Below are 14,114 nucleotides of genomic sequence, written 5' to 3' on the forward strand. Positions count from 1 at the left end.
GAGGGCTTTGCTGTGCAAATAGATAAACTACGTGGAGAACAATTAGATCAACTATTTGATGCGATTCTGTCTTTAAAGGATAGAGAAGAGTGCTATCGTTTTTTTGATGATATTGCTACTATGTCAGAGGTCCATTCGATATCCCAACGGTTACAAGTGGCTAAAATGCTTATGGATGGAAGTACGTATAATGCAATTGAGGAAGAAACAAATGCCTCGACAGCTACTATTTCCAGAGTTCGAAGATGTATTAACTATGGAAGTGAAGGGTATCAATTAGTTTTGGATCGAATTTTAGATAATAAAAAGGAATAATGATTTATTCGTCATCTATGGATGACGAATTTTTGTTTGTTAACCTCTCTTTTTTTCACCAGTTAATGAGGCAGTAATAAGAAAATGCTTATAAGTAAGCATAGGTGGCCTTGTTTACATCCATACAGTACTAACAATCAGTGAGAAGGAAATCTCCATACTACTGGAGGATTTACTTTACCAAAATAAAGTTAGTTTAATCAACTCAAAAAGAATACCCTTATCTCTAAATTCCCAACATGATTTTTGGTATAATAAATGAATGGATTATGATAATGGGGGATTATAATTTTGGATAACAAGATGAAAGACTGGAAACATATTTTTAAACTGGACCCTGCTAAGGAAATATCGGATGACCATTTGGAGATGATATGTGAATCAGATACAGATGCAATTATTGTTGGCGGGACAGATAACATAACGTTAGATGGCGTGTTGGATTTGCTTTCTCGCATTCGCAGGTATACGGTGCCTTGTATTTTAGAAATATCATCCATGGAAGCTATTACTCCTGGCTTTGATTATTATTACATTCCAATGGTTCTTAATTCGAAGGAGAAAAAATGGATGATGGATATCCAGCATCAAGCAATTAAAGAGTTTGTTGATATGCTTGAGTATAGTGAAATATTATTTGAAGGATATTGTATTTTAAATAAAGACGCAAAAGCTTTCGTACATACGAACAGTTATTTACCGGATGAAGAAGATGTTATTGCCTATGCGTATATGGCAGATAAAGTATTTCATTTACCAGTTTTTTATATGGAATACAGTGGGATGTATGGCGATCCAGCTCTAGTTGAAAAAGTAAAAACACAATTGGATCATTCGCTGTTATTTTATGGTGGTGGAATTGAAACAGCTGGACAAGCCCGTGAGATGAAACAGCATGCCGATGTAGTGATTGTCGGTAATTCCATCTATACAGATATAAAACAGGCATTAAAAACGGTGAAAGCAGTAAAAGATAGTTATTAATGAGGCGGTGAAAAAATGAGTAAGACGAAAGATGACTTAATCAAAGGCTTGAATAAACAGCAGAAAGAGGCTGTTACTCATACCGATGGTCCTTTGCTTATTATGGCGGGTGCTGGGAGTGGCAAGACGCGCGTGTTAACCCATCGGATTGCTTACTTATTAGAGGAGAAAGATGTTGCAGCTCGTAATATTCTAGCGATTACATTTACAAATAAGGCTGCCCGTGAGATGAAAGAACGTGTTCGCAGATTAGTTGGATCAGAGAGTGATCAAATGTGGGTTTCTACTTTTCACTCTATGTGTGTACGGATTTTACGTAGGGATATTGACAGAATAGGTTATAGCGGTAATTTTACAATTTTGGATAGTGGTGACCAGTTGTCTGCTATCAAGCAGATTCTAAAAGATTTAAATATTGATCCGAAGAAATTTGAACCAAGAGCAATGCTTGGGCAAATTAGTGCGGCAAAAAATGAACTGATAACAGCAGAAGAATACAACAAAAATGTAGGTAACTTCTATGAACGTCAAGTTGGTCAAATATATGAAAAGTATCAAAAGGTACTCCAGAAAAATCAATCATTAGATTTTGATGATTTAATTATGCAGACCATTCATCTATTTAAACGTGTACCTGAGGTGTTGGAATATTATCAGCGAAGATTTCAATATATTCATGTTGATGAATACCAGGATACAAACCATGCACAATACCAATTAGTGAAGCAACTTGCTAGTCGGTATCAGAATTTATGCGTTGTAGGTGATTCAGATCAGTCTATTTATCGTTGGCGAGGTGCGGATATTACCAATATCCTCACTTTTGAAAAGGATTATCCGGCATCGCGTACGATTTTACTTGAGCAGAATTATCGTTCTACGAAGTCCATTCTTACTGCTGCTAATAAAGTAATTGAACATAATAGTGGTAGAAAACCAAAGAATCTTTGGACGGAAAATCCAGATGGAAAACATATTCATTACTTCCAAGGATCTACCGAACAAGAAGAGGCTTTATTTGTTACAGATAAAATACAAGAGCTTACTCACAGTAGTGGATATTCACCAAATGATGTGGCGATACTGTACAGAACAAATGCTCAATCACGGGCCATTGAGGATACTTTGGTAAAGTCTAATATCGCTTATCAAATGGTTGGTGGAACAAAATTCTATGAGCGTAAAGAGATCAAAGACATGGTGGCTTATTTGCGACTGATAATGAATCCGGATGACGATTTAAGTTTTGAACGCGTCGTAAATGTTCCAAAAAGAGGGGTAGGCAAGACATCCATTGAACGTTTACGAGAATATGCTGCACTTCATGATATTTCCTTTAATGAAGCCGTTAAAGAAGTTGATTTTACCGGAGTATCCAAAAAGGCTGCAAATGCTTTAGCTGAATTTGGCAAGCTGATTCAATCGTTATCCCAACAACAAGAATTTTTAACAGCAACGGATATGGTAGAAGCTGTATTAGAGCGAACAGGCTATGAAACCATGTTGAAAAATGAACGGACCTTAGAAGCACAAAGTCGGCTAGAGAACTTGGAAGAATTTATGACAGTTACAAAAGATTTTGAAAAAGTCAGTGAAGATAAAACGCTTGTTGCCTTTCTAACAGACCTTGCTTTAATTGCAGATATTGATCAAGTTGACGAAGAGGAGGCGGAAGGAGAAGAAAAAATCACATTAATGACGCTGCATGCTGCCAAAGGGCTGGAATTCCCGATCGTTTTCTTAATAGGGTTGGAGGAGAATGTTTTTCCACATAGTCGATCGATGTTTGATGAGGAAGAAATGGAAGAAGAACGTCGTCTTGCTTATGTAGGTATTACTCGGGCAGAAAAAGAGCTCTATATAACACATGCGAAAATGAGAACATTATTTGGTCGAACCAATATGAATCCAATCAGCCGTTTTGTCAATGAAATTCCTGAAGAATTAATGGAGGGAATACAAGATGCGAAAACAACTATGTTTGGCGGTGGTTTTGGACAGCCGGCCAAGTCAACAACTAAACCAACTCCTGCACCGATGAAACGAAAAGCAGAACGAATGCAAAAAACAACTGGTGCGGAGAATCAAACATGGGGACCTGGGGACAAAGCCAGTCATAAAAAATGGGGCATTGGAACGGTCGTAAAAGTTCAAGGAGAAGGAGAGGCAATGGAATTGGATATTGCCTTTCCAGCACCAATTGGTATAAAACGAGTGTTGGCTAAATTTGCGCCAATTACGAAGGAATAAGGGAGGTGCTTGCATGGATCGCCAACAAGCACAAGAAGATATAAAACAATTAACCGAAGTTTTAAATCAATATAATTATGAGTACCATGTTTTGGATAAACCTTCTGTTCCTGATGCGATATATGACCAAAAAATGCAGGAGCTTAGAAAGCTAGAAGAGGCGTATCCTGAATTGATAAGTCCAGACTCACCTACCCAACGGGTAGGAGGCGAGCCATTAGATGCATTCCAAAAAGTCCAACATAATGTACCTATGCTTAGTCTGGGAAACGCATTTAATGAACAGGACTTACGAGATTTTGCTCGTCGCGCTAGTCAAGGAACAGATGAATCCATAGCGTTTGTTTGTGAGCTCAAAATTGATGGCTTAGCTGTATCGCTGACTTATGAAAATGGAAAATTCGTTCGTGGTGCTACTCGTGGTGATGGTACGACTGGAGAGGATATAACTAGTAATCTGCGTACGATTCGGAGCATCCCTTTGTCGATTACAGAAAAAGAAACCTTAGAAATCCGTGGAGAGGCATTTATGCCACATCGATCGTTCCTTGCCTTAAACGAAGCAAAAGAGGCTAACGACGAAGAACCGTTTGCTAACCCACGTAATGCTGCTGCAGGATCGCTACGTCAATTGGACCCTAAGATTGCAGCAAAACGAAATCTAGATATTTTTCTTTATGGTGTTGGCGAATGGAATAATAGCAATTTAACAAAACATAGTGAACGGTTGGAGCGTTTAAAGGAATTAGGGTTGAAGACCAACCCAGAGTGGAAAAAATGTAAATCAATTGAAGAAGTATTGGAATATGTAGATTATTGGACAACCGAACGTCCCAATTTAAACTATGAGATTGACGGCATCGTTATTAAAGTAGATGATTTAGCACAACAAGAGGAACTTGGTTTTACTGCCAAGAGTCCACGTTGGGCAATTGCTTATAAATTTCCGGCAGAAGAAGCAGTGACGAAACTCACTGACATTGAACTAAATGTAGGAAGAACTGGCGTTGTGACCCCTACTGCTATTTTGAACCCTGTGAAAGTTGCTGGTACGACTGTACAACGTGCATCCTTGCATAATGAGGATCTAATTCGTGAACAGGATATTCGTATTGGAGATACAGTGGTTATCAAGAAAGCTGGTGACATCATTCCAAAGGTTGTTCGAGCAATGACGGAAGAACGAACAGGGAATGAAAAAGAATTTCATATGCCGGAGGAATGTCCAGCTTGTCATAGCGAATTAGTACGGTTAGAAGAAGAAGTGGCCCTGCGTTGCATTAACCCCAATTGTCCAGCTCAGTTAAAAGAAGGGCTTATCCACTTCGTATCTCGGAATGCCATGAATATTGACGGACTTGGGGAGAAAGTAATTATTCAGTTATTCCAAGCAAACTTGGTAAAAACTATTGCAGATATTTATCGCTTGGATAGAGAGGAATTATTAAAATTAGAACGGATGGGTGAGAAATCCGTAGATAATTTACTTCATGCAATTGAAGTTTCCAAAGATAATTCATTAGAGCGTTTATTATTTGGATTAGGAATTCGATTTGTTGGCTCCAAAGCGGCTAAGACATTAGCGATGGAATTTGAAACAATGGAGAAACTTCAACAAGCAACCTATGAAGACTTACTTGAAATTAATGAAATCGGTGATAAAATGGCTGATTCCATTGCTCAATATTTTCAAGAACAACAAGTAGTTGATCTTTTAAATGAATTAAGAGAACTTGGGATTAACATGACTTACTTGGGCATTAAACCAACGGCTCAGTCGGAAGAAAGTATGTTTAACGATAAGACAATCGTGTTAACTGGAAAGATGGAAATATATACACGATCAGAAGCCAAGGAATTAATTGAGGGGTTAGGTGGAACTGTCACTGGAAGTGTAAGTAAGAAGACCGATATTTTAATTGCTGGGGAAGATGCAGGTTCAAAGCTAGCAAAAGCTGAAAAACTAGACGTAGAAGTTTGGAACGAGCGGCAATTCCAGCAAGCCATTGAAAACGGGAGCGTGTAATCGTGAAAAAAACAACAATATGGCTCATCGGCACACTATTATTGCTTACGAGTTGTGCACCTGATGTAAATGAAGAAGAAGTTGTTCAGAATGATGAAGAGTCATCTAATTCAAAGGAAGAGAAAGCGATTGTACCTAGCTACCAGCTCTCAGATGAAAATTATAAAATGATTCTGCCATTTGAACCAGGTAAAGCAAGAGGTGTTATCGTTGGCCAAGTAGCTAACCGATTAGATATTGATGAGATGGAAGAAGGTCTTCGCCGTCATTCCAAGGAAGTATATGATCCAGAGAAGTATTTATTTCAAGAGGGTCAATATATAACGGAGGAGACTGTCCTGCAGTGGATTGATGAATTAAACCCACCTAAGAAAGAGGGAGCAGGGAAAGAATACTATGAGGAAAACCCACGTTATCTTTCTCATGTCTTAGAACAAAATTATCTCGTTAAGCAGGAAGATAATTCGGTTAAATTAGCTGGTATTTCCATAGGAATTGCTATGAAATCAGTATATCGTTACCAAACAGAAGTTGGCGGACCATATTATTACCGTTCTATATCGAAATCTGAAATGATGGAGCAAGCAAATAAAATCGCACAGAAAATCGTTAAAAGTGCTCGAGAAATTGAAGGATTGGAAGATGTACCAATTATGTTGGGAGTCTACCGTGAGGAAGATCAATCGTCACCAATCCCAGGCAATTTTGTAGCAAAAACAAATGTTGCTGGAGACAGTGCTTCTATCGGAGAATGGGATTCAATAGATGAGGAATTTATATTGTTTCCGTCTGATGAAGGAAAAGAAAAATACTACGAGGATCAGGAGATCGTCAATAGTTTTGGGAAAGAAATTGCAAACTATTTCCCTAATTACGTTGGTGTAATTGGAGAAGGCTTCTATGTAAATGAAGAGCTCCAAAAAATGACCATAGAAATTCCAATTGAATTCTATGGGAAAGGTGAAGTGGTAGGGTTCACTCAATATGCCTATGGGTTGGTTCAAGATATGTTCGCTGATTATTATGATCTAGAAATAAAGATCACCTCTAGCGATAAATTGGAAAGCATTATCTATCGTGAAGCTGGTTCAGATAAACCAACCGTTCATGTTTTTCATTAGAGGGTTAAAGGATAAAAAAGGATGGAACAGAATGGTCCATCCTTTTTTCATGGATCTTTTTTGCAGTTCAGAATACCTAATCTATTATCTTCAAGTCAAGTTAATTACCGTAAAAGTTGTAATTTTATAAAACCTTAGTCACATGTAAAAACGGTGCTTTTTTCACTGATTTTCAAGGTTGAAATGAAAATTTTCCTGTCTGAGGAAAATTAGGAACTTTTTTAACCGTTTTTCATAAAAAAATTGCCTGAATGAGTGATAATTTTCCCAATATGAATTATCTGAATTTATGTTATAATAGCACTATACAAGAAATAAAATCTAAATATAGTAGATGGTGGGTGGGAAGTTTGATAGAAATTGGCCCGTTTATCAAATTACAACGAACGAAGCAAGAAATGACACAAGGAGACCTAGCAGAAGGCATCGTTTCACTATCCTATTTATCTAAGATTGAAAATAAGAAAACCGAGGCTAGTCCAGAAATCATTCAATTGTTATGCAATCGTTTAGGAATTGAACTGAGTGACGGTGTAGATAGTAATCTTGAAGAAAAATGTAAGCAATGGTATGAAATGCTTTATGATGTCTATGATAAAACTAAAATAATAGCTACATACAAAGAACTACAAGGCATGATGGATAAAAGTCTAAATGATAGCCTATTAATGTTTGAAATTCACAAAATTAGATATTATTTAGTACTACGTCAAATAGATAAAGCTCTATCAAAGATAAATGAATTAAATGAAATGGCTAGTTCATTTAATATAACTCAGCACTATTATTGGTGTAAGTTTAAAGGGAATTATTATTCTCATACAGGTGAGTTTAACCAGGCAATGCACTTATATAAAATCGCTGAGGACAAAATCAACCAAATTGATATTGATGAAACAGAGATAGCCGATTTGCACTACACCATTTCCGTTACGAATAGTAAATTAAGAAACACTTTAGAAGTAATTGATTATGCGAATAAAGCAATGGATATTTTTCAGAAGAACTATAATTTTATTCGTTGCGCTCAATGTCATATACTACTTGGAATTTCGTATCATCGGATTAAAATGTATGATAAAGCGATTAAGAATTATAATTTAGCAAAACATCTTGGCGAACTAGAAAAAAATAATCAAGTTATACAATTAACCAATCACAATCTAGGTTATTTGTATTCAACAGTTGGAAATGCAAAAGAGGCCATTAAATATTATTTATTTGTAGTTGAGGATGAGGAAGAATCTATAAATATAAATGGTAGGCTTACAGCAATTACTTCATTAATACAGGAGTATTATAATCTTAAAAATTATGAACGTGCGAGTGAAATGGCAGAAAAGGCAAAGATCATATTAAATAAAGCATATGATAAAGATAATCACTATTATCAACTTTATTCATACTTAATACAAACATATACGTATGCATTAAATAATGAAGAAGAGAAATTTAAATCGTTTGTAACAGATGAATTTATACCTTACCTAAAACATCATGAAGATTATGGAAATCTAGTACTTTATGCTAAGATGCTGGGCAACTATTTTGAGGAAAACGGTAAGTATAAAGAATCTGTTAAATATTATAAACTTGCAAACTCCACTTATAACGAGTTAATTAACCTGTAAAGGGGGGATAAACATGAAAAAATTATTTGCTACTTTATCTTTTAGTGCAGTACTAGTTGCAGGTTTTGTGTTTGTAAGTGACCAATCAACTGATTCAGCAATGAACATGGAACCAGAAGTTTATTCTGTTGAGCTTCCAACTAGTCAGCTTTAATTAATTTCTTTAAACTGGTTTTAATTTTTTACCCTATTACTATATGATGGAATTTCCTGGAATGGCGTGGAACCTGTTCCAGGTTTTTTTTGCTTAAAAGCATTTTTTAGAAAAAATTTTTTGCATTTATAAATTTGGAGTTTAAGCGAGGTATTCAGAAGGAATAGGACAATATTGTCTTAAATGTGAGACAAATCTGTTTCATGTATGAAAATCATAATTCATCATAACATATGACTATATATGATTGATTTTTGAAGCGAAATGTTGATGCACCGCTGTTTTGAGCTGTCTCCTGAGCTTGAAAAAAAGACGAATATATGATTTCATAGTCGATGTGCTTCTTTTAATTGTTAGAATTTCTAACAAAAACGGACCTTATCAGAGAGGGGTTATTTAACTTTATGGATTATGCGATTCAAGGTGCCACCTGGTTTTGGCTATTTGTGCCAATGCCAATTGTACTTTTATTATCGTTGATTACTTTATTTACCGAGAGGAGAAAATAGTACGTGGATCTTACGACATTAATAACTTTTATAGTATATCTACTAGGGATGTTGGCGATTGGCCTCATCATGTATTATCGAACCAATAATTTATCAGATTATGTTCTTGGTGGACGTGATCTTGGTCCAGGCGTAGCTGCATTGAGTGCTGGTGCATCGGATATGAGTGGTTGGCTGTTATTAGGTTTGCCTGGAGCGATTTATGCATCTGGTATGTCTGAAGCTTGGATGGGGATCGGGTTAGCTGTAGGTGCTTATTTAAATTGGCAATTTGTAGCTAAGCGATTACGCGTTTATACCGAGGTATCAAATAATTCCATTACGATCCCAGATTATTTTGAAAATCGGTTTAAAGATAACTCACATATTCTTCGTGTTATATCTGCTATCGTAATTTTGTTATTCTTCACTTTTTATACATCTTCAGGAATGGTTGCAGGAGCAAAATTATTTGAGGCTTCATTCGGTCTCCAATACGAAACTGCTCTGTGGATTGGTGCGGTTGTAGTTGTATCTTATACGTTACTTGGAGGATTTCTAGCGGTTGCATGGACAGACTTTATTCAAGGTATTCTTATGTTCCTTGCACTAATTGTTGTTCCAATCGTCGCATTAGATCAAATGGGTGGCTGGAATCAAGCGGTACAAGCTGTTGGTGAAATTAATCCTTCCCACCTCAATATGGTTGAAGGTGTTGGAATAATGGCAATTATTTCATCACTTGCTTGGGGCTTAGGTTATTTTGGACAGCCACATATTATTGTTCGTTTTATGGCATTACGTTCGGCGAAAGATGTTCCGAAAGCGAAATTTATTGGAACAGCTTGGATGATTTTAGGACTTTATGGAGCAATCTTTACTGGTTTTGTAGGACTAGCATTTATCAGTACACAAGAAGTACCGATTCTGTCTGAATTCGGGATTCAAGTAGTTAATGAGAATGGTTTACAAATGTTAGCCGATCCTGAAAAGATATTTATTGCTTTCTCCCAAATACTATTCCATCCAGTAGTTGCCGGTATCTTACTAGCGGCAATCTTGTCTGCAATTATGAGTACCGTTGATTCACAGTTACTTGTATCATCTTCAGCGGTTGCAGAAGATTTCTATAAAGCTATTTTCCGTAAAAAAGCTACTGGTAAAGAGCTTGTTTGGGTTGGACGTATTGCTACAGTGATAATTGCGATTGTTGCTTTAATTATTGCAATGAACCCAGATAGCTCTGTATTGGATCTAGTTAGTTATGCATGGGCTGGATTTGGTGCAGCATTTGGACCAATTATCATCTTGTCATTATTCTGGAAGAGAATCACAAGAAATGGTGCACTAGCGGGTATCATTGTAGGTGCCATTACGGTAATTGTATGGGGAGACTTTCTATCTGGAGGTATCTTTGACCTCTACGAAATTGTTCCAGGCTTTATCTTAAATATGATTGTCACCGTTATTGTGAGTCTTATCGATAAACCGAATCCAGATTTAGAAGCTGACTTTGATGAAACCGTAGAAAAAATGAAAGAATAAAAGCTACAATAGCCATGACCCACCTCGTAAACGGGGTGGGTTTTATAATGAGATGGATAAATAATACGAAGCTGCTTGTGGAGAGTTACTCTCGCTTTTCTTTCTTAGTTGATTATTGTTGGGTTAGTCTGCTATTATCAATAGTGTTACCAAAGTTTATGGACAGGCGATAAATGTATATAATATAGATGAAATACGTTTGGAGGGAAAGATAGTGGCCGATATTTCAAAAGATCAAGTAAAGCACGTTGCTCATTTGGCTCGCTTAGATATAACAGAAGAAGAAGCGGAAATGTTCACGGATCAATTAAGCTCTATCATTACATATGCGGAACAGCTTAATGAATTAGATACGACGGATGTAGAACCAACAACGCATGTATTGGATATTAAAAATGTGCTACGTAAAGATGAGCCAAAAAAATGGATTACACAAGAGGAAGCAATGAAAAATGCTCCTGATCAAAAAGATGGGCAGTACCGTGTGCCATCTATATTGGAGTAGGAGGGAAAAGTATGTCGTTATTTGATTATACGATTAAAGAATTAGAAGCGAAACTACATATTAATGAAATAACCGTTCAAGAATTAGTAGAAACTTCATATCAACGAATTAAAGAAGTCGATGGAGATGTTCATGCATTTCTTACATTAAATGAAGAACAAGCTATCGCATATGCAAAACAATTAGACGAGTCATCGGAACGAAATAAATCCTTGTTCGGAATGCCTGCAGGGGTCAAAGATAATATTGTTACGAAGGCACTACGTACTACATGTGCTAGCCAATTCCTCGATAATTTTAATGATCCATTGTATAACGCAACCGTCGTGGAAAAATTAAACAACGAGCAAGTCGTTACCATCGGAAAATTGAATATGGATGAATTCGCTATGGGTTCTTCGAATGAAAACTCAAGCTATGAACCAACTCGAAATCCATGGAATACCGATTATGTACCTGGTGGGTCTAGTGGTGGTTCAGCTGCTTCGGTAGCTGCTGGGGAAGTATTATTTTCATTAGGTTCTGATACTGGTGGTTCGATCCGTCAGCCAGCTGCATTTTGTGGTGTTGTAGGATTAAAACCAACATATGGCCGAGTATCACGATTTGGTCTAGTTGCCTTTGCGTCATCCTTAGATCAAATTGGCCCAATTACCCGTAATGTTGAAGATAATGCACGTGTATTAGAAGTAATTGCTGGCCACGATCCAATGGATTCAACCAGTGCGGATGTTGAAGTTCCAGCCTATACGGAAGCTCTAACAGGTGACGTAAGAGGACTTAAAATTGCCGTACCAAAAGAATATTTGGCTGAAGGTGTAGACCCTGAAGTTAAACAATCCGTGTTAGAAGCGTTAAAAGTTTATGAATCGTTAGGCGCGACATGGGAAGAAGTTTCCTTACCACATTCAAAATATGCTGTTGCTGCTTATTACCTACTATCTTCATCTGAAGCTTCAGCAAACCTTGCCCGATTTGACGGTGTTCGTTATGGTGTTCGTTCCGAGAATGCAGATAATATGATCGATATGTTTAAGAAATCACGAAGCGAAGGATTTGGCGAAGAGGTAAAGCGTCGTATTATGCTAGGAACATTCGCGCTTAGCTCTGGTTACTATGATGCATATTATAAAAAAGCTCAAAAAGTACGGACGCTAATTAAAAATGACTTTGATAGCATTTTTGAAACATATGATGTTGTTATTGGACCAACCACACCAACACCAGCGTTTAAAATAGGGGAAAAAGTAGATGATCCATTAACCATGTATGCGAACGATATTATCACCATCCCAGTTAACTTGGCGGGCGTGCCAGGTATTTCTGTTCCTTGTGGTTTTTCTGAAAAAGGACTGCCAATCGGCTTACAAATTATTGGGAAGCATTTTGATGAGAATACGGTTTTTCGTGCAGCACATGCTTATGAACAAGCAACAGATCATCATAAACAACGCCCTCAATTAGGAGGTGCCAACGCATGAATTTTGAAACAATCATTGGTTTAGAGGTACACGTTGAATTAAAAACAAACTCGAAGATTTTTAGCCCGAGTACAAATGCATTTGGTACAGAGCCGAATACGAATGTAAATCCAATTGATCTAGGATATCCTGGTGTATTACCTGTATTAAATGAAGAAGCAGTTAATTTTGCAATGAAGGCTGCAATGGCCTTAAATTGTGATATTGCTACAAATACCAAATTTGATCGTAAGAACTATTTCTATCCAGATAATCCAAAGGCTTACCAAATTTCGCAATTTGATCAACCAATTGGAGAGAATGGCTGGATTGAAATTGAGGTAAATGGTGAAAAGAAACGAATTGGCATCACTCGTCTACACTTAGAAGAAGATGCTGGGAAGTTAACACACGGAGATGACGGTTATTCTTATGTTGACTTTAACCGTCAAGGTACACCATTAATTGAAATTGTATCTGAGCCAGATATGCGTTCTCCAGAAGAAGCATATGCGTATTTAGAGAAACTAAAAAATATTATTCAATATACTGGTGTTTCGGATGTGAAAATGGAAGAAGGTTCGCTTCGCTGTGATGCGAATATTTCCCTTCGTCCAATTGGGCAAGAAGCATTCGGAACAAAAACGGAATTGAAAAATCTAAATTCGTTTAGTTTTGTTCAAAAAGGGTTAGAATTTGAAGAGAAACGTCAAGAAAAAGAATTGCTAGCAGGTGGAGAGATTCTGCAAGAAACCCGTCGCTATGATGAAAAAACAAAAGAAACCATTTTAATGCGTGTCAAAGAAGGTTCGGACGATTATCGTTATTTCCCTGAACCAGATTTAGTTCCGCTTTATATTGACGAAGCATGGAAGGAACGGATTCGTCAAGATATTCCTGAACTTCCTGATGCCCGTAAAGAACGGTATATTGAAGAATTAGGTTTACCAGAATACGATGCTTCTGTTTTAACCAATTCCAAGCAAATGGCAGATTTCTTTGAAGATGCTATTGCTAAGGAAGCAGACATTAAACAAGTATCTAACTGGTTAATGGGTGAAATTTCAGCATATATGAATAAGCATTATAAAGAATTAAATGAGTTAGCTATTACTCCAGAAGGTTTAGCAAAGATGATTAAGCTAATTGATGATGGGACCATTTCTTCAAAGATTGCTAAAAAAGTCTTTGCTGAGTTAGTGGAAAAAGGCGGAGATCCAGAGCAGATCGTTAAAGATAAAGGACTTGTTCAAATCTCTGATGAAGGTCAGTTAAGAGAGATTATCACAGGTGTACTAGATCAAAATGAACAATCGATTATCGACTATAAAAATGGGAAGAATAAAGCAGTTGGCTTCCTAGTCGGTCAAGTGATGAAAGCCACGAAAGGTCAGGCAAATCCGCCGATGGTAAATAAAATCCTGTTAGAAGAAATAGACAAGCGATAAGTAAACTGAAACCAAAGGCTACCAATCTTATGCGGATTTGGTAGTCTACGTTTTGAAAAAAGCGATGTGTTTTTCGATGCATACCTCTTTTCAAAATGATCAAAAAGGTCTATGATAGATGTTGGACTGACTTCAATAAACGACCTAGTAACATTAATTATATGGTAATACCCTGCATAATTGATGC

At 36.9% G+C, this 14,114-nt stretch carries 11 protein-coding genes; all 11 read left to right on the top strand.

Annotated features, from left to right (window positions below):
* Positions 1-12 precede the first annotated feature (12 nt).
* The 11 genes from BN990_RS19395 (at position 13) to gatB (ending at position 13,927) form a co-directional block, all read left to right on the top strand.
* Positions 13-315 (top strand): YerC/YecD family TrpR-related protein, encoded by a 303-nt coding sequence (locus BN990_RS19395; RefSeq protein ID WP_021290750.1) that lies wholly within the window; start codon positions 13-15, stop codon positions 313-315.
* A gap of 303 nt (positions 316-618) precedes the next feature.
* Entirely contained in the window at positions 619-1,299 is a 681-nt protein-coding gene (pcrB, locus tag BN990_RS19400) for a heptaprenylglyceryl phosphate synthase (protein WP_031335426.1), read from the top strand.
* A gap of 15 nt (positions 1,300-1,314) precedes the next feature.
* A complete protein-coding gene (pcrA, locus tag BN990_RS19405; RefSeq protein ID WP_038246458.1) occupies positions 1,315-3,549 on the top strand; it encodes a DNA helicase PcrA in 2,235 nt (744 codons plus the stop codon).
* Between the two features lie 13 nt (positions 3,550-3,562).
* On the top strand, positions 3,563-5,575 hold the full coding sequence (ligA, locus tag BN990_RS19410) for an NAD-dependent DNA ligase LigA (RefSeq protein ID WP_021290747.1): 2,013 nt from the start codon (positions 3,563-3,565) through the stop codon (positions 5,573-5,575).
* Between the two features lie 2 nt (positions 5,576-5,577).
* On the top strand, positions 5,578-6,696 hold the full coding sequence (locus BN990_RS19415; protein ID WP_021290746.1) for a CamS family sex pheromone protein: 1,119 nt from the start codon (positions 5,578-5,580) through the stop codon (positions 6,694-6,696).
* Positions 6,697-7,037: 341 nt separating this feature from the next.
* Complete coding sequence (locus BN990_RS19420; protein WP_306465040.1) at positions 7,038-8,327, top strand: helix-turn-helix domain-containing protein; 1,290 nt, start codon at positions 7,038-7,040, stop codon at positions 8,325-8,327.
* Positions 8,328-8,340: 13 nt separating this feature from the next.
* Positions 8,341-8,481 carry a hypothetical protein gene (locus BN990_RS22745; protein ID WP_021290744.1) on the top strand — a complete coding sequence of 47 codons (141 nt, stop codon included), beginning with the start codon at positions 8,341-8,343 and terminating at the stop codon, positions 8,479-8,481.
* A gap of 512 nt (positions 8,482-8,993) precedes the next feature.
* On the top strand, positions 8,994-10,514 hold the full coding sequence (putP, locus tag BN990_RS19425; protein ID WP_021290742.1) for a sodium/proline symporter PutP: 1,521 nt from the start codon (positions 8,994-8,996) through the stop codon (positions 10,512-10,514).
* A gap of 214 nt (positions 10,515-10,728) precedes the next feature.
* Positions 10,729-11,019, top strand: coding sequence for an Asp-tRNA(Asn)/Glu-tRNA(Gln) amidotransferase subunit GatC (gatC, locus tag BN990_RS19430; RefSeq protein ID WP_021290741.1), 291 nt, complete (start codon positions 10,729-10,731; stop codon positions 11,017-11,019).
* 11 nt (positions 11,020-11,030) lie between these two features.
* Positions 11,031-12,500, top strand: coding sequence for an Asp-tRNA(Asn)/Glu-tRNA(Gln) amidotransferase subunit GatA (gatA, locus tag BN990_RS19435; RefSeq protein WP_021290740.1), 1,470 nt, complete (start codon positions 11,031-11,033; stop codon positions 12,498-12,500).
* Positions 12,497-13,927, top strand: a complete 1,431-nt coding sequence (gene gatB, locus BN990_RS19440; protein ID WP_038246465.1) for an Asp-tRNA(Asn)/Glu-tRNA(Gln) amidotransferase subunit GatB — start codon at positions 12,497-12,499, stop codon at positions 13,925-13,927. Before gatA ends, gatB begins: the two co-directional genes overlap by 4 nt.
* Positions 13,928-14,114 lie beyond the last annotated feature (187 nt).

Source organism: Virgibacillus salexigens (assembly GCF_000723585.1).
In the GTDB taxonomy this organism is placed as follows: Bacteria; Bacillota; Bacilli; order Bacillales; family Amphibacillaceae; genus Virgibacillus; species Virgibacillus salexigens.

Excerpts from the sequence above, each read along its gene's own strand:
- pcrB (WP_031335426.1), top strand. The coding sequence starts at position 619 with ATGAAAGACTGGAAACATATTTTTAAACTGGACCCTGCTAAGGAAATA.
- pcrA (WP_038246458.1), top strand. The coding sequence starts at position 1,315 with ATGAGTAAGACGAAAGATGACTTAATCAAAGGCTTGAATAAACAGCAG.
- ligA (WP_021290747.1), top strand. The coding sequence starts at position 3,563 with ATGGATCGCCAACAAGCACAAGAAGATATAAAACAATTAACCGAAGTT.
- BN990_RS22745 (WP_021290744.1), top strand. The coding sequence starts at position 8,341 with ATGAAAAAATTATTTGCTACTTTATCTTTTAGTGCAGTACTAGTTGCA.
- gatA (WP_021290740.1), top strand. The coding sequence starts at position 11,031 with ATGTCGTTATTTGATTATACGATTAAAGAATTAGAAGCGAAACTACAT.
- gatB (WP_038246465.1), top strand. The coding sequence starts at position 12,497 with ATGAATTTTGAAACAATCATTGGTTTAGAGGTACACGTTGAATTAAAA.